Origin of the sequence: Actinoplanes sp. NPDC051513 (genome assembly GCF_044454685.1) — a bacterium.
Lineage (GTDB): Bacteria > Actinomycetota > Actinomycetes > Mycobacteriales > Micromonosporaceae > Actinoplanes.
In genome coordinates, this window is the sequence record NZ_JBITDW010000001.1 from 905,905 (window position 1) to 930,121 (window position 24,217).

23 protein-coding genes and 1 pseudogene are annotated in these 24,217 nt (G+C 69.6%); 11 read left to right on the forward strand and 13 right to left on the reverse strand.

All coding sequences use genetic code 11. From position 1 onward, the window contains the following. Positions 1 to 5: 5 nt before the first annotated feature. Both ACIA5D_RS04400 and ACIA5D_RS04405 read left to right on the forward strand, forming a co-directional pair. A complete protein-coding gene (locus ACIA5D_RS04400; protein ID WP_396028384.1) occupies positions 6 to 866 on the forward strand; it encodes an LLM class flavin-dependent oxidoreductase in 861 nt (286 codons plus the stop codon). Beyond that, positions 842 to 1,249 (forward strand): MarR family winged helix-turn-helix transcriptional regulator, encoded by a 408-nt coding sequence (locus tag ACIA5D_RS04405; RefSeq protein WP_396028385.1) that lies wholly within the window; start codon positions 842 to 844, stop codon positions 1,247 to 1,249. The genes ACIA5D_RS04400 and ACIA5D_RS04405 overlap by 25 nt, the downstream gene beginning before the upstream one ends. Here ACIA5D_RS04405 and ACIA5D_RS04410 read toward each other — a convergent pair. From ACIA5D_RS04410 to ACIA5D_RS04425, 4 genes are all read right to left on the reverse strand, one after another. Further along, positions 1,246 to 1,899 (reverse strand): rhomboid family intramembrane serine protease, encoded by a 654-nt coding sequence (locus ACIA5D_RS04410; protein ID WP_396028386.1) that lies wholly within the window; start codon positions 1,897 to 1,899, stop codon positions 1,246 to 1,248. The two genes, ACIA5D_RS04405 and ACIA5D_RS04410, sit on opposite strands and share 4 nt — an antisense overlap. 52 nt (positions 1,900 to 1,951) lie before the next feature. Further along, positions 1,952 to 2,731 (reverse strand): S1 family peptidase, encoded by a 780-nt coding sequence (locus tag ACIA5D_RS04415; protein ID WP_396028387.1) that lies wholly within the window; start codon positions 2,729 to 2,731, stop codon positions 1,952 to 1,954. Between the two features lie 71 nt (positions 2,732 to 2,802). After that, entirely contained in the window at positions 2,803 to 3,378 is a 576-nt protein-coding gene (locus tag ACIA5D_RS04420) for a lytic transglycosylase domain-containing protein (protein WP_396028388.1), read from the reverse strand. A gap of 427 nt (positions 3,379 to 3,805) precedes the next feature. Then, entirely contained in the window at positions 3,806 to 5,197 is a 1,392-nt protein-coding gene (locus ACIA5D_RS04425) for a PhoH family protein (RefSeq protein ID WP_396028389.1), read from the reverse strand. Positions 5,198 to 5,453: 256 nt separating this feature from the next. On the opposite strand from ACIA5D_RS04425, the gene otsB reads away from it, so the two are divergent. Further along, complete coding sequence (otsB, locus tag ACIA5D_RS04430) at positions 5,454 to 6,260, forward strand: trehalose-phosphatase (RefSeq protein ID WP_396028390.1); 807 nt, start codon at positions 5,454 to 5,456, stop codon at positions 6,258 to 6,260. 48 nt (positions 6,261 to 6,308) lie between these two features. Here the strand turns inward: otsB and ACIA5D_RS04435 are convergent, their stop codons facing one another. Further along, entirely contained in the window at positions 6,309 to 7,079 is a 771-nt protein-coding gene (locus ACIA5D_RS04435) for an isoprenyl transferase (RefSeq protein ID WP_396028391.1), read from the reverse strand. Positions 7,080 to 7,277: 198 nt separating this feature from the next. After that, entirely contained in the window at positions 7,278 to 9,086 is a 1,809-nt protein-coding gene (locus ACIA5D_RS04440; RefSeq protein WP_396028392.1) for a phosphoenolpyruvate carboxykinase (GTP), read from the reverse strand. A 324-nt stretch (positions 9,087 to 9,410) separates the two neighbouring features. On the opposite strand from ACIA5D_RS04440, the gene ACIA5D_RS04445 reads away from it, so the two are divergent. Genes ACIA5D_RS04445 through ACIA5D_RS04455 form a run of 3 tightly spaced genes read left to right on the forward strand, consistent with a single transcriptional unit; the run spans position 9,411 to position 11,331 of the window. Continuing rightward, entirely contained in the window at positions 9,411 to 10,175 is a 765-nt protein-coding gene (locus ACIA5D_RS04445) for a sigma-70 family RNA polymerase sigma factor (protein ID WP_396028393.1), read from the forward strand. A gap of 51 nt (positions 10,176 to 10,226) precedes the next feature. Then, entirely contained in the window at positions 10,227 to 10,775 is a 549-nt protein-coding gene (locus ACIA5D_RS04450; RefSeq protein ID WP_396028394.1) for a GtrA family protein, read from the forward strand. 31 nt (positions 10,776 to 10,806) lie between these two features. After that, positions 10,807 to 11,331, forward strand: a complete 525-nt coding sequence (locus ACIA5D_RS04455; RefSeq protein ID WP_396028395.1) for a GtrA family protein — start codon at positions 10,807 to 10,809, stop codon at positions 11,329 to 11,331. Here the strand turns inward: ACIA5D_RS04455 and ACIA5D_RS04460 are convergent. The 3 genes from ACIA5D_RS04460 to ACIA5D_RS04470 all read right to left on the reverse strand — a co-directional run bounded on the left by ACIA5D_RS04460 (position 11,297) and on the right by ACIA5D_RS04470 (position 13,984). Further along, a complete protein-coding gene (locus ACIA5D_RS04460) occupies positions 11,297 to 11,866 on the reverse strand; it encodes a PH domain-containing protein (RefSeq protein WP_396028396.1) in 570 nt (189 codons plus the stop codon). The genes ACIA5D_RS04455 and ACIA5D_RS04460 overlap by 35 nt on opposite strands. A gap of 4 nt (positions 11,867 to 11,870) precedes the next feature. Continuing rightward, positions 11,871 to 12,737, reverse strand: coding sequence for a biotin--[acetyl-CoA-carboxylase] ligase (locus ACIA5D_RS04465; protein ID WP_396028397.1), 867 nt, complete (start codon positions 12,735 to 12,737; stop codon positions 11,871 to 11,873). Between the two features lie 62 nt (positions 12,738 to 12,799). Next, positions 12,800 to 13,984 (reverse strand): hypothetical protein, encoded by a 1,185-nt coding sequence (locus tag ACIA5D_RS04470; protein WP_396028398.1) that lies wholly within the window; start codon positions 13,982 to 13,984, stop codon positions 12,800 to 12,802. 115 nt (positions 13,985 to 14,099) lie between these two features. Here ACIA5D_RS04470 and ACIA5D_RS04475 point away from each other — a divergent pair, with 115 nt between their 5' ends. Further along, the gene (locus tag ACIA5D_RS04475; RefSeq protein ID WP_396028597.1) at positions 14,100 to 15,668 is read left to right on the forward strand and encodes an acyl-CoA carboxylase subunit beta; all 1,569 of its coding nucleotides are present in this window, start codon (positions 14,100 to 14,102) and stop codon (positions 15,666 to 15,668) included. A 6-nt stretch (positions 15,669 to 15,674) separates the two neighbouring features. On the opposite strand, the gene ACIA5D_RS04480 is transcribed toward ACIA5D_RS04475, so the two are convergent. From ACIA5D_RS04480 to ACIA5D_RS04495, 4 genes and pseudogenes are all read right to left on the reverse strand, one after another. Further along, positions 15,675 to 16,331, reverse strand: a complete 657-nt coding sequence (locus ACIA5D_RS04480; protein ID WP_396028399.1) for a M50 family metallopeptidase — start codon at positions 16,329 to 16,331, stop codon at positions 15,675 to 15,677. A gap of 61 nt (positions 16,332 to 16,392) precedes the next feature. Next, positions 16,393 to 17,124, reverse strand: coding sequence for a M50 family metallopeptidase (locus tag ACIA5D_RS04485; protein WP_396028400.1), 732 nt, complete (start codon positions 17,122 to 17,124; stop codon positions 16,393 to 16,395). A 23-nt stretch (positions 17,125 to 17,147) separates the two neighbouring features. Then, positions 17,148 to 17,363 (reverse strand): hypothetical protein, encoded by a 216-nt coding sequence (locus tag ACIA5D_RS04490; RefSeq protein ID WP_396028401.1) that lies wholly within the window; start codon positions 17,361 to 17,363, stop codon positions 17,148 to 17,150. A gap of 2,121 nt (positions 17,364 to 19,484) precedes the next feature. Beyond that, positions 19,485 to 20,741: pseudogene (locus tag ACIA5D_RS04495) on the reverse strand (serine/threonine-protein kinase); the annotation flags it as partial. Between the two features lie 101 nt (positions 20,742 to 20,842). Between ACIA5D_RS04495 and ACIA5D_RS04500 the strand changes: the two are divergent. From ACIA5D_RS04500 to ACIA5D_RS04515, 4 genes are all read left to right on the forward strand, one after another. Beyond that, positions 20,843 to 21,040, forward strand: coding sequence for an acyl-CoA carboxylase epsilon subunit (locus tag ACIA5D_RS04500; protein ID WP_396028402.1), 198 nt, complete (start codon positions 20,843 to 20,845; stop codon positions 21,038 to 21,040). 148 nt (positions 21,041 to 21,188) lie between these two features. After that, positions 21,189 to 21,617: a hypothetical protein gene (locus ACIA5D_RS04505; RefSeq protein ID WP_396028403.1), complete on the forward strand. Its 429-nt coding sequence runs from the start codon at positions 21,189 to 21,191 to the stop codon at positions 21,615 to 21,617. A 44-nt stretch (positions 21,618 to 21,661) separates the two neighbouring features. Further along, the gene (locus tag ACIA5D_RS04510) at positions 21,662 to 23,035 is read left to right on the forward strand and encodes a hypothetical protein (protein WP_396028404.1); all 1,374 of its coding nucleotides are present in this window, start codon (positions 21,662 to 21,664) and stop codon (positions 23,033 to 23,035) included. A gap of 4 nt (positions 23,036 to 23,039) precedes the next feature. After that, entirely contained in the window at positions 23,040 to 24,200 is a 1,161-nt protein-coding gene (locus ACIA5D_RS04515) for a S8 family serine peptidase (RefSeq protein ID WP_396028405.1), read from the forward strand. Positions 24,201 to 24,217 lie beyond the last annotated feature (17 nt).

The following is a 24,217-nucleotide window of genomic DNA, read 5'->3' on the forward strand; positions in this document are numbered from 1 at the left end:
TTGTCATGAGAATTGGATGGAAGGCCTCCCAGCAGCACGTCACCATCGATGAATACCGGCGGCTCTGGCGGCTGGTCGACGACCACGGCTTCGACTCCTGCTGGGTGTTCGACCACCTCAGGCCCATGGGGCGCGACCGCACCGGCGACATCTTCGAGGCTTGGACGATTCTCGCGGCCATGGCCGAGGCAACCAGCCGCGTACGACTCGGCACGCTGGTCACCGGGAACCTGTACCGGCATCCCGCGCTGCTCGCCAAGATGGCCGCGACCGTCGACCACGTCAGCGGCGGGCGCCTCGATGTCGGGCTGGGCGCCGGCGGCGACCCCGACGTGGATCCGGCGATCGGCCTGCCCGAGGTGGCGGCGCGGGAACGGGTCGCGCGGCTGGACGAATCCGCCCGGATCCTCCGGATGCTGTGGACGCGGCCGGAAACGACATTCTCCGGCGAGCACTTCCGGCTGACGGGCGTGCCCTCCGAGCCGAAACCCGTGCAGGCGACGCTTCCGCTCTGGCTCGCGAGCAACGGCGAGCGGCGGGGCATGCGGGTGGTGGCCGAGCACGCCACCGGCTGGCTCACCGCGACCTTCGACACCGTGCCCGGCGACCTGGCCCGGCTGATCGAGGTGCTGGATCGCCATTGCGAGGCCGTCGGCCGCGATCCGGCATCGCTTCGGCGAGGCGTCCAGTTTCCGGTCCCCGACACCGGCGATGAGATACTCCAGGCCGTCGAGGCGTTCGTGGCAGCCGGCTTCACCGATCTGATCCTGATGCCTCGCGGCGGCGGCCTCGAGCGCGTCGCCGACGTCGGAGAACTGCTGCCCAGGATGAGGGAAGTGGGATGCGAGACCGCCTCGGCTACCTGATGAAACACGCCCAGCTGGCGCTGACCGAGCGCACCACGGCCGCGCTCGCGCCGCTCGGGATCAACGGGCGGGAACTCGCCGTGCTGACGGTCCTGGGCGACGGGCCGGCGCTCGCGCAGCAGCAGGCCGCCGGGAAGCTGAACGTGGACCGCACCACCATGGTCGACCTGGTCGACGCGCTGGAGCGGAAGGGCCTGGTCGAACGGCGGTCAGACCCGGCGGACCGGCGGCGCAACCTGGTGCACCTCACCACGAAGGGGCAGCGCACCCTGGACGAGGGCGAGCGTCTCTATCAGGAGACCGAGCGTGCGCTGCGACTGACCGACGCCGAGCTCAAGGACCTGAAAGACCTGTTGCGGCGAATCTCCACACAGGAACCTTAGATCTGCGTCGGCGTGTACAGCGCCGGCTCGGTCTTGACCCTCTTGCGCCGGAACAGGATCGCCGCGATCACGCCGCCGAGCAGGCCCAGCAGGTGACCCTGCCAGGAGATCGGCTGATCGGTGGGCAGGATGTTGTAGAGCTGGTACCAGTACAGCAAGCCGATGAAGGCCGCCACGCCGAGGTTCCACCAGCTGCGCTCGACCAGTCCGCGAGTCAGCAGCAGACCGAGGTATCCGAAGATGACGCCGCTGGCGCCGACGACCACGCTGTTGGGGTCGCCGACGAACCACACGCCCACGCCACTGACCAGCATGATCACGAACGTCGACCAGATGAACCGCTTGACCCCGCCCGCCAGCGCGAACGTGCCGACGAGGATCAGTGGCACCGCGTTGCCGTACAGGTGGTCCCAGCCCGCGTGCAGGAAGGGGCTGAACAGCACGCCGTCGAGCCCGGACAGGTGGTGCGGGATGATCCCGCCGGCCAGGTCCAGCTGCCCCGATCCGATCCCCTTGTCGATCACCTCGATCAGGAACAGCAGGGGGATCACGGCACACATGGTCACGAAGGCCCGCCCCAGCGAGGCGTAGAAAGCCTCGGTGCCGAACCTGGTGGGATCTGACTGAGGGTCCGCCTGGCCGTAACTCATGGTTCCCATGGTTCCAGGCATCGGCAAACGCTGCCATCGGCCGGACCGAAACCTAGTTCAGCTTCTTGATGGCCTTGCGAATCTCGTCGCGGAAAGCGGAGATCTGGGTGTAGACGCCCGGATAGCCGATCCGGGCGCAGCCGAGCCCCCAGCTGACGATGCCGACCTGCGCCCATTCGCCCTTGGCGTCGCGCCCGACCATCGGCCCGCCGGAGTCGCCCTGGCAGGTGTCGACGCCGCGCTTGCCGGCGCAGATGGACTCCTTGGCGACGAGTTTGACGCCGGCCTTCTGATACTCGGCCGCGCACTTCGCGTCGGGCACGGTGGGGACGGTGGCGTAGTGCAGCCGCTGCTCCTGCTTCATCGAGTCCTCGCGGGTCTGCCCCCAGCCCAGCACCACGAACTCCCCCTGATCTCCCGGCCCCTCGATGAGCGGCAGCGTGGGCAGGTCGAGCGCGCGGTCGAGGCGGACGAGGGCCCAGTCGTCGCCGCGGGTCTCGTCGCGGAAGCCGGGCGCCCGGATCACCGACACCGACCGGGCGGTGAGCGCCTTGGGCGACTTGAGGTCCACCACCCCGGCCGTCACCTTGATGTTCTTGGTCTTGCCGGTTCCGTCCACACAGTGCCCGGCCGTGAGCACCACCCGGGGCGCGGTCAGCGTGCCGCCACAGCCCATCGACAGCCGCACCATCCACGGGAACTTCCCGAGTGGGGCGACGTCGCCGCCGACCACCTCGCGAACGGGCCGCGGCGCCACTGTGGCATGCGCCGAGGGCATCGCCGCCACGCTCACGATGACACCAATGAGGATGAGCGCGGCTTTTCGGACCATGTGGATATTTGATCACAGCAAAACGGGCCGCGCGGTTAGCCGCGCGGCCTGTTTTGACTAGCGTTGTCCAATTAGTACCAACCCGTGCTCTGCGAGTGTGACCAGGCCCCGCAGGGGGTGTCATAGCGGCCCTCGATGTAGCCGAGGCCCCACTTGATCTGCGTGGCGGGATTGGTCTTCCAGTCCGAGGCGACCGACCCCATCTTGCTGCCGGGCAGAGCCTGCGGAATCCCGTACGCGCCGGAGCTGGCGTTGGAGGCGCGGTAGTTCCATCCGCTCTCCTTCTTCCACAGCTTGTCGAGGCAGGGGAACTGGTCGATTCCGAAGCCGGCATCGAGCATCAGCGCGCATCCGGTCTTCCGGCTGCCCGTGTACTCGTTGCAGGAGGTGGGAACCGGGCCGGTGTACTCGACCGGGCCGCCGGTCTCCTCGGCCTTCTTCTTGGCCGCGGCCTCGGCGGCGGCCTGTTCCTGAGCCTTCTTCGCCGCGATCGCTTTGGTCTCGAGCTCGTGCGCCTTGCCGGCAGCGGCCTTCGCCTCGGCGGCCGCCTTCGCGGCGGCATCGCCCTCGGCCTGGCGCTGGTAGGCGCGAGCCGCGGCGTGCTGGCTTGCCCGCTGCTTGAGCAGCTGCATGTCGTCTACGTCCACCTGGACGACGTTCGACGCTTCGGAACTCTGCTGTGGTGCCTGGACCACGCGGTCCTTGCCGAGGTACACACCGCCGATCAGACCCGCGACTAGCAGGCCGACCGACGCGGAACGTACTCCGACCCGGCTCCAAGGCCGACTCACGAAGTATCCCTTCGTCGGGGGCAGGGACGCGGCATGTACGGCCACCGGGGAAGGTGGCTGCCCATGCCGCGAGCACCGCGACCACTCGGGCCGACACCCCGATCAGCTTCGATCGGGGTGGTGGCCCGACGTCGATCTCCGACGAAGATGACCACGCGATGGCGCTCGCCGAACACCATTGCGCAACGTGAAGTGGATGTGAAATGCCGACGCACTCTTGTGATGTTGCTCACACTAAATTTACGCGTAAACCGGTCGAAAGTTCCCCGGCACGGGGGTCACCTCAGAGAGGGATGTCCTCCAGCAGATCGGTGACCACCTCGGCGATCGGCGACCGCTCGGAACGCGTCAAGGTCACGTGCGCGAAGATCGGATGCCCCTTGAGCGCCTCGATCACGGCCGTGACGCCGTCGTGCCGGCCGACCCGCAGGTTGTCACGCTGGGCGACGTCGTGGGTGAGCACCACCCGCGACCCCTGCCCGATGCGGGAGAGCACGGTGAGCAGCACGTTGCGTTCCAGCGACTGGGCCTCGTCGACGATGACGAAGGCGTCGTGCAGGCTGCGGCCGCGGATGTGGGTCAGCGGCAGCACTTCGAGCATGCCGCGGGCCATGACCTCCTCCACCACGTTGGCGTGCGCCACCGAGCCGAGCGTGTCGAAGACCGCCTGCGCCCAGGGCGACATCTTCTCGTTCTCGGTGCCGGGCAGGTAGCCCAGCTCCTGGCCGCCGACCGCGTACAGCGGGCGGAAGACGATCACCTTCTTGTGGCGGTTGCGCTCCATGGTCGCCTCGAGACCCGCGCACAGCGCCAGGGCCGACTTGCCGGTGCCGGCCCGGCCGCCGAGCGAGACGATGCCGATCGACTCGTCCAGCAGCAGATCGAGCGCGACGCGCTGCTCGGCGGAGCGGCCACGGATCCCGAACGCCTCCCGGTCGCCGCGGACGAGGCGGACCGTCTTGTCGGGGTTGACCCGGCCGAGGGCCGAGCCGCGCGTCGAGTGGATCACCAGGCCGGTGTGGCAGGGCAGGTGATCGGACTCCTCGAGCTCGAGCGCGTCGCCGGCGTAGAGCGCGTTGACCTGTTCCTCGGCGAGCTTGAGGTCGGCCATGCCGGTCCACGTCGGGTCGCTGGCCTGGCCGTGGCGGTATTCGTCGGCGGTGAGGCCCACCGCGGCCGCCTTGACCCGCAGCGGCATGTCCTTGCTGACCAGCGTGACGTCGCGGCCTTCGGCAGCCAGGCCCAGCGCCACGGAGAGGATGCGGGTGTCGTTCGAGTCGTTGCGGAAACCGTGCGGGAGCACACTCTGGTCGGCGTGGTTGAGCTCCACCCACAGGGTGCCGCCCTCGTCGTTGCAGAGCACCGGTTGATCGAGCCGGCCGAACTTGATCCGTAGCTCGTCCAGATTGCGCAGCGCCTGCCGCGCGAACCAGCCCAGCTCGGGGTGGTGACGCTTGCCCTCCAACTCCGTGATGACCACGAGTGGGATAACCACCTCGTGATCGGTGAACCGGCGGATGGCCGCCGGGTCGGACAGCAGGACCGAGGTGTCCAGAACAAAAATCCGGCCCATAGGGGCCGGTTCGGCGTCGGCGTGACGGTCGCGGGATGTGCGACGCGACGCGGCGCGAGTGCTGGAAGGGATGCCCTCGGCGTCAGATCGGCGTGGTGTCACAGGCCTGCTCCAGCGGGCGTGCAACCCGTCGACGCCCAGGGTCCGCACCTCCGGCGGCCGGCTTACAGCACGGGGTCGGATTGCGGGGCCCCGTGGCGCACAGTGTCGCAGGTCCGGGCCGTCCGGCTGACTCGGGATGACCCCGCGTCATGTCTAGAACGCTAGCGGTCAACTGGCCCCCGCGGTAGTACGCAAAACCGGGCTCACGGCAATTTCTCAGGCCGCCAACCGGACTCTCGGCAGGTAATCTGACTTCGTGGCAGAGACTCAGCGTCCGAACCATCCGCCGAGCATCGCCGACGCGTGGGCCGTCACGGCCGAGCGCTCGGCCGAGACCACCTTCTTCTTCGACTTCGACGGCGTCCTGTCCCCCGTGACCGACGACCCCGACGCGTCCCAGCCGGTCGATGCCGTGCCCGGCGTGCTGGAAAGCCTGGCGACCGCCGTCCGCCGGGTGGCGATCGTCTCGGCGCGCCCGGTGAGCTTTCTCCGGTCGAGATTCGCGTCACTCGAGCACGTCGACCTCTACGGCCTCTACGGGCTCGAGGTGTGGCACGACGGCACGGTGGTGACCGAGCCGGCCGCGCTGCCATGGATCCCCGCGATGGCCGACCTGGCCGAGCGGGCCAAGGCCGAGCTGCCGCCGCAGATCCTGGTCGAGTTCAAGCGGCTGTCGGTGGCCCTGCACTACCGCACGGCGCCGCAGCTGGCCGGCGAGGTCGAGCGCTGGGGCCACGAGCAGGCCGAGCGCCACGGTCTCAAGATCCAAGGCGGCCGCATGGTGATCGAGCTCAAGCCCCCGGTCGACCAAGACAAGGGCATGGTCATCACCGAGGGCGTCCGCAACGCGCGCTGCGCCTGGTATTTCGGTGACGACATGTCCGACATCAAGGCGTTCGACGCGCTGCGCGCCCGCGAGGCGGTCGACCCTGGTTTCTTCGGCGTGGCGGTCGCGGTCGCCAACCCCGAGACGGGCGCCGAGGTGTCCAGCGCCGCCGACCTCACGCTGGAATCGCCGGACGCCGTGGCGGCCTTCCTCAGCGAAGGGCTGCAGCGCTTCTGAGGGCGAGGCACACGAGGGCGAGGCGCAAGGACGGGCTGAAGCCGGCCGTCAGGCGCCGAAGCGGCGCTGGCGGGTGGCGTAGGAGCGCAGCGCCCGCAAGAAGTCGGTGCGCCGGAAATCGGGCCAGTTGGCGTCGTGGAAGTAGAACTCCGACTGCGCCGACTGCCACAGCAGGAAGCCCGAGAGCCGCTGCTCGCCGCTGGTGCGGATGATGAGGTCGGGATCGGGCTGGCCGCGGGTGTACAGGTGCTCGGCGATGTGCTCGACGTCGAGCACCTCGGCGAGTTCCTCGAGCGTGCCGCCGGCGGCCGCGTGCTGCTGCATGAGCGAGCGCACCGCGTCGGCGATCTCCCGCCGGCCGCCGTAGCCGACCGCCATGTTGACTTCGACGCCGATGGTGCGGTCGCGCGTCTTTTCCTGCGCCGCTTTCAGGCTCGCGGCGGTCGGGGCGGGCAGCACGTCGAGCGCGCCCACCATGCGCAGCCGCCACGGGTTGCCATCTTCGGCCAGCTCGGTCGCGAGGTCTTCGATGATCCGCAGCAGCGGGTCGAGCTCGCCGGCCGGCCGCCGCAGGTTGTCGGTGGCGAGCAGATAGAGCGTCACATGCCGGATGCCCGCCTGGTCACACCAGGTGAGCAGCTCTTTGACGCGGGCGGCGCCGACCCGGTGCCCGTCGTTGGGGTCGACGAACCCCATCTCCTTGGCCCAGCGCCGGTTGCCGTCACACATGACGCCGACGTGCTGGGGGACGGGCTTGCCGACCAGCTTTCCGGCCAGCCGCCGCTCGTAGAACGAATAGACCAGGGACCGCACACTCATCGCCCCAAACCCTAGCCCTCCAGCGGAGCGGCGGCGTCGGCCGGGCGGTTCGGTTGCGCTGAGCGATGGTCAGTCTTCCTCAGATGTACGGGTAAACCCGTTTTACGCCGAACATGATCGCCCCGCCTACGCGCCGACGCGAGCTTACGCGCGGCAACCGGGTGGTTGCCGCGCGCAAAGCCCTTTGCAGGGAAGGGCTCAGGCGTCCGCGAGTCGAGCCCTGAGGGCGTCGAGCTCGGCCCACAGGACCGCCGGGAGCTTGTCGCCGAACTTGGTGAACCAGTCGGTGACCTGGGGAATCTCGGCCAGCCACTCCTCGCGGTCGACCTTGAGGACGGCGGCCAGGTCTTCGTCCGAAATGTCCAGACCGGTGAGGTCCAGGGCTCCCGGGGTCGGTACGTGTCCGATGGCCGTTTCCACCGCCTCGCCCTTGCCGTCGAGGCGCTCGACGATCCACTTCAGGACGCGGCTGTTCTCGCCGAAGCCGGGCCACAGGAACCGGCCATCGTCACCGCGGCGGAACCAGTTGACGTAGAAGACCTTCGGGAGCTTGGCGGCGTCGCCGGACGCGCCCTTGGCCATGTCGATCCAGTGCTGGAAGTAGTCACCGGCGTGGTATCCGATGAACGGCAGCATCGCCATCGGGTCGCGGCGCACCACGCCCACCTGGCCGACGGCGGCGGCGGTCGTCTCCGAAGAGAGGGTGGCGCCGAGGTAGACGCCGTGCACCCAGTCGCGGGCCTCGGTGACCAGCGGGACCGTCGTCTTGCGACGGCCGCCGAACAGGATCGCGTCGATCGGGACGCCGCGCGGGTCGTGGTACTCGTCGGCCAGAATCGGGCACTGCTCGATCGGCGTACAGAATCGGCTGTTGGGGTGGCTCGAGGGCGCGGCGGAAGAAGGCGTCCAATCCTGGTTCTTCCAGTCCGTCAGGTGCGAAGGCGGCGAGCCCATGCCCTCCCACCAGATGTCGCCGTCGTCGGTGAGCGCCACGTTGGTGAAGACCGAGTTGCCGCGGGCGAGCGTGCGCATCGCGTTCGGGTTGGTGTGGAAGTCGGTGCCGGGCGCGACGCCGAACAGGCCGAACTCGGGGTTGGTTGCCCAGAGGCGGCCGTCCTCGCCGAAACGCATCCAGGCGATGTCGTCACCGACCGTCTCGACCTTCCAGCCGGGCAGTGTCGGCTCGAGCATGGCGAGGTTGGTCTTGCCGCAGGCCGACGGGAACGCGCCGGCGATGTAGCGGACCTGGCCCTCGGGCGAGGTCAGCTTCATGATCAGCATGTGCTCGGCGAGCCAGCCCTCGTCGCGGGCGGCCACGCTGGCGATGCGCAGCGCGTAGCACTTCTTGCCGAGCAGCGAGTTGCCGCCGTAACCGGAGCCGAACGACCAGATCTCGCGGGTCTCGGGGAAGTGCGAGATGTACTTCGTCTCGTTGCAGGGCCACGCGACATCGGCGTCGCCGGGCTCGAGCGGCGCGCCGACCGAGTGCAGCGCCGGCACGAAGTCGGCATCGGCGTCCTCCAGAGCGGACAGGACCCCGGCCCCCATCCGGGTCATGATCCGCATGCTGGCGACGACGTACGGGCTGTCGGTGAGCTCGACCCCGAACATCGGTTGCGGCGCGTCGAGCGGGCCCATGCAGAACGGGACGACGTACATCGTCCGGCCGCGCATGCAGCCGCGGTACAGCTCCGTCATCGTCGTCTTCATCTCGGCCGGCGCCATCCAGTTGTTGGTGGGACCGGCGTCGGCCTCGTCGACCGAGCAGATGAAGGTGCGCTCCTCGACGCGGGCCACGTCACCGGGGTCGGTGCGGGCCCAGAACGAGTTGGGTTTCTTGGCGGGGTCGAGGCGGACCAGGGCGCCCGAGTCGACCAGGGCATCGGTGATGCCGGTCCACTCGGACTCCGAGCCGTCGCACCAGACGATCCGGTCGGGCGTGGTCAGAGCTGCTACCTCGTCGACCCACGCCAGGAGGCGGGCGTGCGAGGTCGGGGGCTGCTGCATGCGATCTCCTTCGGTCGGCACTGACCAATGGCCATCTTCGGGCCACGGGGAGTCACCTGAGCCTAAGGCCGCGCCACGTGAGGTTCATCGGTTCCTCCTGTGGAAGACCGCACAATCCTCGGAAACTTTGCTTGCAGACGATCGATTCTTCGCTACTTGGCGCAGTTGTGCGCACCATCGCGAGAACACCGGCCAACCACGCCGTCCTCCGCCCAAACCCGACCAAAGGCCGAGCTACGGTCCGGCCGTTCGGCGGACTTCCCCAAAACGGACTAAAAGCCGTAAACTTCGGATATCTGGTCTTCCCGTCTTTAGGGGGCAGGAATGACGATCCCGGTAGCAGAGCCGGACTCGGATACCGATCTCTTGGCCGCGGTCCGGTCCGGCGACACCGCCGCCTACGGCACGCTGTACGAACGCCATCGCACGGCGGCACGGCAACTGGCGTACGGGCTCTCCCGCGACCCGGCGGACGCCGACGACCTGGTCGCCGAGACGTTCGCGAAGGTCTTCGCGTCGTTGCGCGCCGGGCGCGGCCCGATGGTCGCCTTCCGCGCCTACCTGCACACCACGATGCGGCACGTCTGCTACCACCGCGCCCGGCGTGACCGGCGGCTCGAGTTCACCGACGACCTCACCCGCTACGACGAGGGCGAGCCGTTCACCGACCCGGCGCTCGACCGGCTCGAGCGGGCGTACGCGGCGGCCGCCTTCCGGCAGCTGCCCGAGCGCTGGCGCGACGTGCTCTGGCAGACCGCGGTCGAGGGCAACACGCCCGCCGAGGTGGCCGGCATGCTCGGCATGACCCCGAACGCGGTGGCCGTGCTCGCCCACCGTGCGCGGGAGGGCCTGCGCAGCCTCTATCTCCAGCAGCACGTGGCGGCCGCCGAGCACCCCGAATGCCGCTGGGCGGGCGACCGTCTCGGCGGGCACCTGCGCGGCCGCCTCGCGTCGCGCGACGCCGGCCGCATGCGCACCCACCTGGGCTGGTGCGCCGAATGCCGGGGGCGGTTCGCCGAAATCCGCGAAATAGACGGACTGCGTCACCGTTCGTACCGCCAGCGTCACCATGCCGACAGAGCCGGTTAAGACTCGCCAACGAAAACTGCGGACCGTGACAACGGCCGGTAGTCTCGGGGCGTGCCCGAGACCTCGCCGACGCCGCCGTCCCGCCTGCGAGCCAAGCTTCGGGCGCTGATCCGCGAATTGAGCAAGTTCGGCACGGTCGGGGCGATTTCGTTCGCGATCGACGTGGCCATCTTCAACATCCTGCTGCGCGCCGGCTGGGAGACGCTGTTCGCCAAGACGGTCTCCACGATCATCGCGACCTCGGTCGCGTTCGTGGGCAACCGGTTCTGGACCTGGCGGGACCGCGCCCACGACAACATGGCCCGGCAGTACACGCTGTTCTTCGTGCTGAACGCGGTCGGCCTCGGCATCGGCCTGGCCTGCCTCGCGATCAGCCACTACGGGCTGGGCTCGGTGTGGCCGTCGTTCCAGACGGCGCTCGCCGACAACGTCTCGGGCCTGCTCATCGGCACCGGTCTCGGCACACTCTTCCGCTTCTGGTCGTACAAGCGGTTCGTGTTCCGCGCCACACCTGCCCCCGACAAGGCCGCCGAGGGGCAGCGACCCGAACGTCACGCGACTAACGTGGCAACGCCCTCGCCCGTCCGCGACACGGCGTGACAGCTCCATTTCTCACCAAAGGTTGCCCCCCATGCCTTCAGCCAGCACGCTGACGGAACGCCTGCGCCGTCTTGCTCCCGAGGCCATCGCCTTCGGAATCATCGGCGCCGGCAACACGCTGCTCTACATGGCGATCACGTGGGCAGCGCTGCCGATCGGCGCGGTCAAGGCGAGCGTCGTCGCGACGGTCGTGACCACCACGCTGGCGTACTTCGCGAACCGCTACTGGACTTACCGGCACCACACGCGCACGGCGCTGCGCCGGGAGTACACGCTGTTCTTCGGCTTCAACCTGATCGGCATGGTCATCCAGTCCGGCGCGGTGGCCATCGGCAAGTACGGCTTCGGCCTCACCGAGGAGCACGACGAGCTGGCCTTCATGGGGGTCACGCTGATCGGCATCGTGATCGCGACGATCTTCCGCTTCTGGGCGTACCGCACGTTCGTCTTCCTCAAGCCGCCCGTCGACGGCCACGAGGCCGAGCTCGCCGACCTCGACGCGGTCGCCGGTTTCGCGGAGCTCAGCGCGGAGGCCGAGCTCGACGCCACCCGATAGCGCGTCGCTGCGGCGGCACCTCGGGCTCCTCTTCCTCTTCTTCCTCGTCCTCCGGTAGCTGCTCGATCAGCTCGTACAGCGCCGTCTGCAGATGGTGGGCGTGCGGAACCGCGCGGAGGACCGCGGCCTGGTCGCCGATCGAGTCGATCGTCAGCGTGCCCGAGCCGAACAGCCGGTCGAGGACCGTCTGGGTCATCAGGTGGTCGTTGATGCGGTTCAGCGGGAGGTCGCGGCGCTCGCGGGCGATCACGCCGTCCTGCAGCAGGACGCGCTCGTTGGTCACCACGTAGTGGGTGCAGCGCCAGACGACCAGCGGGGCCACGCCGTACCGGATGCCGTAGTAACCCATGATCAGGGCGACCACGCCGAAGCCCAGGAACCCGCCGGTGTTCTGCGGCAGCATCACCCAGGCGAAGGCCGCCGTGACCAGCGCCAGCAGCACGACCAGGGACGGGCGGATCGCCGTCTTCCAGTGCGGATGCAGATGGAGGACGACCTCCTCCTCGTCGGTGAGAACCTCGTCCGGGAACGCCACGCCGTCAGCGTACGTGCAGCACGTCACCCGCCGAGACGCGATGCTCGGCGCCGTCAGCCGTACGGATCACCAGCTGGCCGTTGTTGTCCACGTCGGTCGCCTCGCCGGTGATCTCGCCGCCGCCGGGCAGCAGCGCACGCACCCGCCGGCCGATCGTGGCGCACTCCCGGCGATACGCGCCGAGCAGGCCGGACAGCTCGGCGTCGCCGCCCACCTCGCGCCAGCCGGTGTACCAGCCGGCTATGCCGCGCAACAGGGCCCGCAGGATCGGGTCGCGGTCGGTGACGGCCGCGCCGGCCACCTTCAGCGACGTCGCGGCCACGCCGGTCGTCTCGGGAAGCTCCTCGCCACGGGTCGTCACGTTGAGTCCGATCCCGACGACCACAGCGTCGCCGGCCACCTCGGCCAGGATGCCGGCGCACTTGCCGGGGCGGTCGGCGGGGCCCACGAGCAGGTCGTTCGGCCATTTCAGGGCGGCCTCGACCTCGGCGACCCGGCGCACCGCCTCGAGCAGGGCGACGCCGGCGAGCAGCGGCAACCAGCCGTAGGCGCCGGTCGGCGCGGCCGGCCAGTCCCGCTCGGCGTCGGGCCGGCCGGGGCGGAGCAGGATGCTCAGGGTGAGGCCGGCGCGCGGCGGGGAGGTCCACTGCCGGTCGCGGCGGCCGCGGCCCGCGGTCTGCTGCTCGGCGATCACGACCAGGCCCTCGGGCTCGCCGCGCAGGGCGGCCGCGGCGGCGTCGGCGTTGGTGGAGCCGGTCTCGGGGCGGACGTCGATGTGTGTCCACAAGCCGCCGGGGGTCACCAGAGCCCGCTCGAGGCCCCGCGGCGAAAGCGGCGGCCGCTCCAGGTCGGCGTAGGGAGAAGCGGGCATTTGACGAGCCTAGTCCGCGGCGGGGCGGCGGACAGACCCGACGCGGAGCGGGGCGCTCGACGTCAGCGACCCTGGCGCGGCGGCGGCGGTGGGTCGGCGGCGTGGCGGCTGACGTAGACGGTGGTGCTGCGGTCGGTCGGCGGCTCCGGGCGGGGTCGCGGGCGCGGGCGACGGCGCTCGGTGGCCGGGGGTCTCTCCAGCTTCTCGCCGCGGACCGGCTTTTCATCGCGGGCCGGCTTCTCGCCGCGCGCCAGCTTCTCGCCGCGGACCGGCTTTTCCTCGCGGACTGGCCTTTCCTCGCGGGCCGGTTTCTCGTCGCGGGCCGGTTTCTCGTTGCGGTTTGCCCATGAACGGGGCAGGCGAATCCGGCCGGGCCGGTCGTCGTTCAGCGGCCAGGCGGGGACGACCTCGGTGGGCTCGGAGACGACCGGGATCAGGTCGAAGCCGGTGGCGGGCTCGTAGTCGGGCACGGCCGGGAGGCGCTCGACCGGGCGGGGCCAGCCGTAGCCCTTCGCCGACGGCTCGGGGTCGCCGGCGAGGTCGACGGGGATGGGGGTCCAGTATTCGCCGGGGCGGGGCTCGCCGGGCTGGTCGCGGTACTCGGGGCGGACCCAGCCCTGCACACGGTCGCCGTAGCGGTCGGTGCGGCGAAGATCGCCCTCGTCGTGGTCACCGGCGTCGCTCTCGTCGTCCTCCGCGACGTCTTCCTCGGCGTCGACGCAGCTGTCCGCGTACGAATCAAAGGCGCCGTCACCCACGGGCTCCGCGGCGTCCTCCTCGTCGGCGAAGCCGATCGAGGCCAGCCCACCACGGTCGTCCTCATCGGACCCGGGCGACATCAACGGGATCTCGTGCTCGCGGGATGCCATGGCCAGCGCTCGCCGCCGCCCTCGCCGGGCACGCCGTGACCGCGCGCCGATCGCGACCCCGCCGGCCTCCTCCGGCTCGGGCATCCGGCCGGCGGGAAACGCCGCGGGCATCCGGCCGGCGGGAAACGCCACAGGCATCGGGTCGGCGGGAAACGCCGCGGGCATCGGGCCGGCGGGCAACGCCGCGGCAGCCATGGCGCCGGCGGCGCGACCCTGCGGCCCGGGCAGCGCGGGACGACGACGCGCCTCGAGGGCCCGATCCGATCGCCGCCGAGCCCGGCGTTCCCCACGGCCGAAGAGCAGCGAACGGAAGCTGATCAATGTGGCGAGGCCACCGGCGATGAGGGCGAGCCCGGCCGCGGTCATCCAGTTCGTCACGCCTGGAGTAACGAATAGGGCATTGGGTGCGAAACGCACTCGTAGCGCCGCCCGGTCGCCCCGGCATTACGATCACGAGCGAGGCTCTTTCTCTACGGCGAGGATTACCGTGACGATGCAGCAGGAATCGGTCGAGGCCGACATCCACACCACCGCCGGGAAGCTCGCGGACCTCGAGCGCCGCACCGAGGAGGCCGTACACGCCGGCTCGGCCCGCGGGGTCGAGAAGCAGCACGCCCGCGGCAAGAAGACCGCCCGGGAACGGATCGCCCTGCTGCTCGACGAGGGCTCGTTCGTCGAGCTCGACGAGCTGGCCCGGCACCGCAGCACCAACTTCGGCCTCGATCGGAACCGCCCCTACGGCGACGGCGTGGTCACCGGCTACGGCACCGTCGACGGCCGGCAGGTCTGCGTCTTCTCGCAGGACTTCACCGTCTTCGGCGGCTCGCTCGGCGAGGTCTTCGGCGAGAAGATCGTGAAGGTCCTCGACCTGGCCATGAAGATCGGCTGCCCGATCATCGGGATCAACGACTCCGGCGGGGCCCGCATCCAGGAGGGCGTGGTCGCGCTCGGCCTCTACGCCGACATCTTCTTCCGCAACGTGCGAGCCAGCGGCGTCATCCCGCAGATCTCCCTGATCATGGGGCCGTGCGCGGGCGGCGCGGTCTACTCCCCCGCGATCACCGACTTCACCGTGATGGTCGACCAGACCTCGCACATGTTCATCACCGGCCCCGACGTGATCAAGACCGTCACCGGCGAAGAGGTCGGCATGGAGGAGCTGGGCGGCGCCCGCACCCACAACTCGCGGTCGGGCAATGCTCACTACCTGGCTTCGGACGAGGACGACGCGATCGACTACGTGCGGGCATTGCTGTCGTATCTTCCCTCGAACAATTTCGACGAACCGATCGCTTTTGAGACGCCGGCCGAGTTGGACATTTCGGATGCCGACCGAAGCCTCGACACGCTGATCCCCGACTCCGCGAACCAGCCCTACGACATCAAGAAGGTCGTGGAGACGGTCGTCGAGGACTTCCTCGAGGTGCAGCCGCTCTACGCGCAGAACATCGTGGTCGGCTTCGGCCGGGTCGAGGGCCGGCCCGTCGGCGTCGTGGCCAACCAGCCCATGCACTTCGCCGGCACGCTCGACATCGCCGCCAGCGAGAAGGCCGCCCGCTTCGTGCGCACCTGCGACGCCTTCAACATCCCGGTGGTCACCTTCGTCGACGTGCCCGGCTTCCTGCCGGGCACGTCACAGGAATGGGACGGCATCATCCGGCGCGGGGCCAAGCTCATTTACGCGTACGCCGAAGCGACCGTCCCCAAGGTCACCGTCATCACGCGCAAGGCGTACGGCGGGGCGTACGACGTCATGGGGTCCAAGCACCTCGGCGCCGACCTCAACTTCGCCTGGCCCACCGCCCAGATCGCCGTCATGGGCGCCCAGGGCGCGGTCAACATCCTCTACCGCGGAGAGATCGACTCCGCCGAGCGACGAGCCGAGCTCATTCAGGAGTACGAGGACACCCTCGCCAACCCGTACATCGCAGCGGAACGCGGCTACGTCGACGCGGTCATCCGGCCCTCGGACACCCGCGCCCACGTCACCCGGGCATTGCGCACCCTGCGGACCAAGCGGGAGACCCTGCCGCCCAAGAAGCACGGCAACATTCCGCTCTGAGCCCGGTCACGCGCCCAGCTGCAGCATCTTCGCTCCACCGAAGACGAGGGCGGCCAGCGCGGCGAGCCAGAAGACGCCGAGCCAGAAGACGTCCGGCAACAGAGTGAGGCGCTGCATGACCGCCGCGTCCGAGGTCTTGCTGCCGCCGTGCGTCGCCCAGAACAGACCGGTGATCGCCCGTACCCCGCCGATCAGCAGGAACCACACCCAGGCGTAGCCGAACGTCAGCTGCGCCTGGTCGCTCCAGTGGGTGGCGACGTACCAGAGCAGCACGCCGGTGGCGATCGCCGTGACGAAGCCGAGCGGGTTGCCCATCCGGAACAGCAGCAGCACGAAGAGGACGAGGCTGATCCACAGCACCCACTCGGCCCGGTCATGCGCCAGCAGATAGACGCCGCCGAGCCCGACAGCGGACGGACCGAGGTAGCCGGCCATCGTGCTCAGCACGTCGGCCAGCCACGGGACGCTGTCGGGAAAACCAGTCTCGCCGCCGCCGCCGCGGCTCAACTTGATCCGGCCGACCTTCACCCCGGTCAACAGGCCCAGCAGGAGGTGGCCGCCCTCGTGCGCGCAGGTGACGGCGTGCAGGGTGAACCGCCCCAGCGGCACCGCGGCGACGAACGCGACCACTCCGGTGGTCCAGGCCATGCCGACGTCCGCCATGACTGGAACGTATCGACGGCCGTGTCACCGCTCCATCACGCGAACGCGTGTTGTTCCGCCCTCAGGAGGCTTGGGGCAGCCACTGACCGGCCAGCAGGAAAGCGCCGATCACCAGGGCGGCCAGGTCCACCAGGAGGAAGACACCGACCCAGAAAAGAGCGGGGACGTGGCTGATGTGGGCGAGCTGGTCGGCGTCCGATTCGGGCATCCGGCCGCGCCGGCGCAGGCTCTGCAGCTCGAAGACGGGCCGCACACCGCCGAAAAGAAGGAACCAGACCCCCGCGTACGCGAAAATCGCCTGTACCTGGGCCGAGGCGAACCACGAGACCGCGAAAACGACGGCGCCCGTGACGACCACCGAGACCACGCCGAACAGGTTGCGGATGTTGATCAGCATGAGCAGCAGCAGGACCACCGCCAGCCAGAGCAGCAGCGTGATCCGGTTGCCGCCCAGCAGCCAGGCGCCGAGCACGCCCAGCAGCGACGGGGCGATGTAGCCGCCGAGCAGCGTCAGCATCATTCCCGGGCCGGTCGGGCGCCCGGACGACAACGTCAGGCCGGACGTGTCGAACTCCAGGCGGATGCCGCGCAACCGGCGACCGGTCAGCAGGGCCATCAGCGCGTGACCACCCTCGTGGGCGATCGTCACCGCGTTGCGGGCCACGCGCCACACCAGCCGGAACGACACCGCGAGCAGGCCGGCCAGAGCCGTGAGCAGCACGAGCAGGCCGGGCGGGTCCGGTTGAGCGCCGAGCAGCTTGTCCCAGAGATCAGTCACACCGTCGATCGACACGCGGGGGACTGTAGCCGATCACGCTATGCGCGTCGGCGTGTCACCGCCCGGGCGGCCTGCTCCGACGGCCGGAGCACGGTGCGGGCGGCCAGCAGGCCGCCGGCGAGCGCGACGAGGCCCGCCACGATCAGAAGCATGGTGACCACGCCGATGGTGGCGACCAGGATCGCGAGATCCGCCACCGCGACCAGCATCCAGAGAGCGATTGCGGGCTTACTGCCGTGCCGTCGGCAGTTCATGACGCTGCACCTCCATCCGTGATGCCGAATGAATTACCCATTCATTCGGCTTCACGCACATCGGTGCTGCTATTTCGGCTGAAAGCCCTGGTAGAGCAGCTGAAGATCGCTCTGCGAAGCGGCCCAATCCTCGGGGGTCGTGTACCACGAGAGGGAGTACGCGGCGCTGCTGTCGACGCGGATGTTCCGCTTGACCGCGTGCTGGGCGTTGCCACCGTCCGTGGTGTACAGGAACTCCCAGTCGGCGGCCGACTCGTAGTCGCGGTACTGCACCGGCTTGATCTTGATGAGCGAGTAGTTGCGGTAACCGCCGCGGCGAGACGCCTCCTGGTTCTTCCAGTCCTGGTAGGCGTCGGCCTGCGGCGAGTTGCTGCGGTCGACGATCAGCAGGCGGTTGTTCCAGCGGAACCGCACCTCCGTGCCGCCGCCACCGCTGACCTTCGCATCCTTCGGCAGCGGAATGACGAAGCCGGGGCCGCTGCCGGCCGCACCCTGGGTGTACATGCGCCAGCCGGCCGGGAGGACGACGTTGGCGGGATTGGTCGTCGGGGGCACGCTCGACGGGGTCGCGTTGTTGCCGCCCTGCTGGGGGCCGGTGCTCGCGTTGCCGGACGGCTGCTGGGCGCCGGTCTGCTGCGAGGTGGTGGGCGCGGCGGTGGGATTGGTTGTGGGCTGGTCGTCGTTGCCGAAGGCCTGGGCGGTCAGGACTCCGATAAGGACCAGGACGAGCAGGAGGATGCCGGCGCCTATTCCGGCCTGGGGGTAGGTCAGGCGGGTACCGAAGACGGTGACGCCGCCCCGGCTCGAGGGGGCCGGCTCCATGGGGCGCCAGGCGGGGCGGGTCGAGCGGCTGATCGCCGGGGAGACCGGGTTCAGGTCGTCGGGGGCGTCGGCCTGAGCGGGCTCGTAGGCGGGCTGCTCATCGGCGCGCTGCTCATCGGCGGGCTGTGCCGGCTGGGGGTTCGCTGGCTGGGCTTGCTTCGTCCGGCGGTCGCGCTTGGACTGCCCGGAGCGGGCCAGAGGGACCGAGACGGCGGCCGCCTTTTCGGACTTTTCTGATTTATCCGTCGAATCGGCTGCGGGCCGGCCGTCGCTTTCGGTGCCGGTCTCGCTCTGGCTCTCGCTCTTGCTCGGCGGCTCGGGCTCGGCGTGGGTCTCGTTGCCGTTCCTGCTCTCCGTCTCGCTCTCGGTCCCGGTCGCCGTCTCGCTCTCGGTCCCGCTCGCCGTCTCGCTGTCGTCGAGCGTGCCGGCGGCGGCCTCGGGTTCGCTGTTCCGGGCGTCCTCGTCGGCGGCTGGGGCGGGCGCGGTGGCCACGCTGCCGACCGCGGCATCGGCATCGGCATCGGCTTCGGCTTCGGCTTCGGCGAGGGTTGCCCCGGCCTCGGCTGGGCTCGCGGCGGGCGGAGCCTCGGTGTCCTCGGCCCCCGCCGGCCCAGCCTCGACGGCCTGCGCGTCGGCCTCTGAATCGGCCGGTTTCGCGTCGGTCGCTGTCGCCTTGGCCGACTTGGTCTCGGCCTGCGTCGTCCCGGCCGGCTTCGCGCCGGTCGCCGTCGTCCGCGCCCCGGCCGTCGCCGCCTCGGCCGGCTTGGCCTCGGTCCGCGCCGTCTCGGCCGCTGTCGTCTTGGTCCGCGCCGTCTCGGCCGCTGTCGTCTTGGCCCGCGCCGTATCGGCCGCCGTCGTCTTGGCCCGCGCCGTCTCGGCCGGCGTTGCCTCGGACGGCGCCGTCTCGGGCGGCGTTGCCTCGGACGGCGTCGTCTCGGGCGGCGTTGCCTCGGCCGGCGTCGTCTCGGTCGGCGTTGCCTCGGGCGCTGCCGTCCTTGCCTCGGTCGGCGCGGTCTCTGCTGCCCTGGCCGTCGCTGCCTCGGCCGGGGTGGTCCTGGCGGGCGCCTTCTTCTTCTGCGAGCCCTTCTTGGGCGCGCCGAGGACCGTCGTGGCGTCGGCGGGCGGGGCGACCACGGTGGTGGCGTCGATGGCGGGGCCGCCGACCACGGTGGTGGCGTCCGGGGTGTCGACGCGGCTGACCAGCGCGGTCGCGTCGGCCAGTGACTGCTCGTGTTCGGGGGCGGCCTGGCGGCGACGGTTGGCGGCGACGTCGGCCGCCGTGAAACCGCCGGGCTCGCCACGACTCGTTTGCGTCGCCGGAGACTGCTGGCCCTGACCAGCGGCGGGCGGCTGCCCGGGTGCGGTTGTGGGCCTGCCCCTCGTACCGAAAATCTTGGACGTCTTCTCGTCGCGGACCGGCGGCGTGTCCACCCGCGTCGCGTCGAGACGTGGAGCGTCGACCTTGGGACCGTCGATCCTCGTCGGCGTCTCGGCGGCCGGGCCGACCTGCGCCTTGCCCGGCACATAGACCGGCGGCCGGCCACCGCCGGCCGCCGGGCGGCCACCCGACACAGGCGGACGGCCCGGCGGATCGACCGGTCGAGCCGGCACAACGGGCGGACGCGGACCCGGCACCACCGGGGTCGAGCCGGTCGGCGCCATCAGGCCGCTCGGCCGGTCGCGGCCCACGCCCGGGCGGCGCATGGTCGGGCTCATCGGGAACGCCAGCTTGGAACGACGGCCGGCGGCGCGGTTGAGCAGGCGCTCGGCTTCGTCCGCGTTGATCCGGTGCGTCGGGTCCTTCCGGAGCAGGCCGTTGAGCACCGGCTTGAGCGGGCCGGCGTTGCGCGCGGGCGGCGGATTTTCGGTCGCCAGGGCCGCGAGCGTGGCGATCGCGGAGGGCCGGGCGAACGGCGAAGCGCCCTCGACCGCGGCGTAGAGGGTGGCGCCCAGCGACCAGAGGTCGGCGGCGGGGCCGGCCGTGCCGTCGCGGGCACGTTCCGGCGCGATGTACGCCGGGGAGCCGAGCACCAAGCCCGTACGCGTGACGTTGGGGTCGCCCGGCACGGTGGCCAGGCCGAAGTCGGTGAGCACGACGCGGCCGTCGGCGCCGATCAGCACGTTGCCCGGTTTCACGTCGCGGTGGACCACGCCCGCCCGGTGCGCGGCGCGCAGGGCGCCCAGCACGCCGAGACCGATCTCGGCGGCGCGCACCGGGTTGTACGGCCCCTCGGCGGCCAGCGTGTCCTGCAGCGAGCGGGACGGCACGTACTCCATGACGATCCACGGGTCGGCGTCCGTACGCAGAACGTCGAAGACGCGGACCACGTTGACGTGGTTGAGCCGGGCGATCGCGCGCGCCTCGCGCAGCGACCGCTCACGCATCTCCTGCCGCTCGCCCGGCGTCAGACCGGGCGGCGGGACCAGCTCCTTGATGGCCACATCACGGTGGAGGACAACATCGGTCGCCCGCCAGACGCGACCCATCCCGCCCTGACCGAGCGGCGAGACAAGCCGGTAACGGTCAGCGACAACGGCAGGGGGAGAAGAAGACATCACGCAGAAAATACCCGGTCATGTCCAGCGACAGCGAATCGATCAGCCGAGTGTGGGATTCGTGTCACCGGACAACCCCACCAAGGTCGTACGCTCGGTCGATGGATGCGGAACCCCTGGTCAGAGTAGTGCGCGGCACTCCCACCGATCACGAGCTGGCCGCTTTGGCCGCGATCCTGGCCGCCCGATCCACCTCGATGGATGCAATTTCCCCGCCCACCGCGCCCTCGGCGTGGACAATGTCCGCACGCCCGTCGATGCGCCCGCTTTCCTGGCGCCGCTCCGCCCTCCCCCGATAGATCCTCGATCATCGATCGATATCGGAAGGGTTTCGACCGTCCACAGGCGTCGAGGTGGGCTCCCCGTGGCTGGCAATGACCGACTACGCTCACCTATGCGTCGCCGGTGTACGGCGTTCGCATGGTTCGGTTCGGGGGAGGGCAACAAGTGATTCCAGAGGAGGACCGCGGCCCCGCGTGGCTGCGCGACTACGGGTACACGGACTTCAGCCAGATCGAGGCTGACATCCAGGCGATGGAACAGTTCGCCACCAAGTTGTCCGCGAACGTGAAGGACAGCTACGCCCCCCACCTCTCCACGGTCACCGACGCGATGTCCACCAAGCTTCCCGACCCGCCGAGCGAGTTCATCGAGCTGCTCACGTTCCTGTTCGTCCACCACGAAGCGGCGGACGTCGCCCACCAGAACGTCTACAACTACGCGAACGGGACGCAGGGCTTCGCGTCGGCCGCGGAAGACATCAGCAAGACGTACAGCGGCACCGACGCCTTCGCCCACGCGAAGGTGCGCGATGTCGACAAGGCCTTCGACCGGGTCGGCATCCCGGCCGACCAGTCCGGCGAGGGAGTGGCCTGATGCTCGATGCAGGTGGCGGTGGCGGTGGCACCCCGTGGGAGTCGATGACCCTCGACAAGATGCAGGAGCTCATCCAGAACCCCAACACCGACGCGCAGTGGGACCTGGTCAGCGGCTGGCAGAAATCGTCCGAGCTGTTGAGCGAGCACCGTTTCCAGGTGCAGGAATATCGGGACAACCTCGCGTCCGCCTGGCCTCCCGAGAAGAGCTCGGCGTCGGCGGCCTACCTGGCCCGGCTCGACGAGCTCATCAAGAACCTGTCCGACACGTACGAGGCGTCGCTCACCAACCACGACGCCATCTCCTCGGCGACCGGGTCGATCTACCAGGCCCAGGTCAAGATGAACAAGATCTACGCCGAGTACCAGAGCAACCAGACCGCGCTGAATACGTACAACGCGAAGAAGCAGGCCGAGCAGAACAGCACCACAGCAACGCCGAGCCCCAGCCCGAGCGGCGACGAGCCACCGGTCGCCCCCGGCCGCCAGGAAGAGCTGCGCCGCCAGGCGGCCACGCTGCTCAGCAGCGTGAGCACAGACCTGGCCCAGGCCCAGGCCCGAATCGTCCGGCCGGCGCCGTATACCAAGTTCGGAGACCGCGAGGACAACAAGGCCGTTAGGGACGGGGACACCTATACGCCTCCCCCAATCCCGCCGATTACACCGAGCTTCTCCGACGACAGCGGCGGCAGCACTACCAGATCGACGAGCACGACGATCTTCCCGACCTCGACGCCGACGACAGTTCATTCGCCGGTTACGCCGCCGAGCGTGGGCACGGCGCAGCCCGGGCTTGTCTTGGGCGGGGCCCAGCCGACATTGCCGACGCCAACCGCGCCGGGTATCAGCCCGATCACTCCGACCATCCCCGGCGGCGGCCCATTGCCCAACCCCGGCCTGCTTCCGCCGAGCACTGGTCTGCTGCCCGGGGGACCCTCGCCCCTTGCTCCGACCACGCCGGGCGTCGGGCGTAGAGGAGCCGCACCCCGTGAAGGACTCATACGGCCCGGGGCCACTCTGCCCGAGGGCGGGCTGCGCGGCATGGCACCTAATGGCGTGATCGGCGGGATGCCGGTCGGCGGCGGGCCGACGCGCGGCACCCCTGGCATCGGAGTCGGCCAATCGGGTGCTGGTCGCGCCGCAGCGCGCATCAACCCGGTAGGTGGCGTGATTGGCGAAGGCGGAAGTTCTCTTGGATCGCGCCGCGGCACCGTAGGCGGCATGTCCGCCGCTGAGCACCCCGCCGGTGCCGGCATGTACGGGCAGGGCGCCGGTCGACGGTCCGGTCGTCGCGACGAGGCGGAAGGTGCTCACTGGGATCCCGACAATCCGTGGGAAACCGCCGAGGGTGTCGACCCCGTGGTGTTGCCGCCCCAGGTGCAGCGTGTCGACCCGGGACCAGCGATTGGACTCGGCTGACAAAATGCGTTCCCGAATTGCCGCGGCCGCAGGGGCTCTCACCCTTGCGGCCGTCGTCGGGCTTCCGGCGGCACCCGCCTACGCTGATGGTGTCCGCAACGATCAGTGGTACCTAAAGAGTCTGAACATTGCGCAAGCCCATGCTCTTAGCAAGGGATCAGGCGTAACGGTTGCCGTAATGGACACGGGCGTGTACCCCCATCCCGACCTTAAGCGAAATGTCTTGGCAGGAGCAAATTTCCTGCCAGGCGGAAAGGGCGACGGACGCACGGATCCAGACGGCCATGGAACCAACATGGCAGCGCTGATCGCAGCCTACGGGAAGAACGGCGACTCCGGGGTTCTCGGGCTGGCGCCGTCTGCCAAAATACTACCGATCAAGATCGCAGACAAAGGCAACGCTTTGTCGCTCGATGGCGCGATAAAGGGCGTAGGCTGGGCCGTGGACAACGGCGCGAAGGTTATCAACATATCCGCCGCTACCGGGCCATCTGCGGGACTGATCGATGCAGTCAACGACGCGATTGATGATGACGTCGTCGTTGTAGCCAGCGTCGGAAATACTGGCCAGGACAGCGTCATCGGTTATCCTGCGGCGATCGAGGGTGTAATAGCCGTTGGAGCGGTCGACAAAAGCGGAAACCACGCCTCTTTGTCACTCATTGACAAAAGGGTTGATATTTGCGCACCCGGCGTTGACATCACCACCGCCGAGCCCAAAGACCGATATGCCGACGCCGATGGGACGTCCCTGTCGACCGCCATCGTTGCAGGTGCTGTTGCACTGGTGAGATCGAAGTTTCCTGGAATGTCGGGGCCTGAGGTTGTTCATCGCCTGGAAGCAACCGCCGACGATATCGGTCCAGCCGGACGGGACGACGAATGCGGATACGGCAAATTGAACGTCGTCAAGGCGCTGACCGCTGACGTGGCTCCGCTGGGAAGCGCTTCCGCGTCCGCTGCCGCACCTGCAGCGAGCGCGACCGGAAATGGTAAGGCCGGATATATCGACCCGGCCGCTACCACTGCCGCCGCCCAGCCGGAGGCCGACGACGCCGAGCCGGCGTCGAGCAGCACTCCGCTGATATTCGGGGTGCTTGCCGGGCTGGTCGTGGCGGGCGGCGTCATCGCCTTGCTGGTGGTCCGGCGGCGGCGGAGTTTCTGAGCTCCGGAAACGCTGGG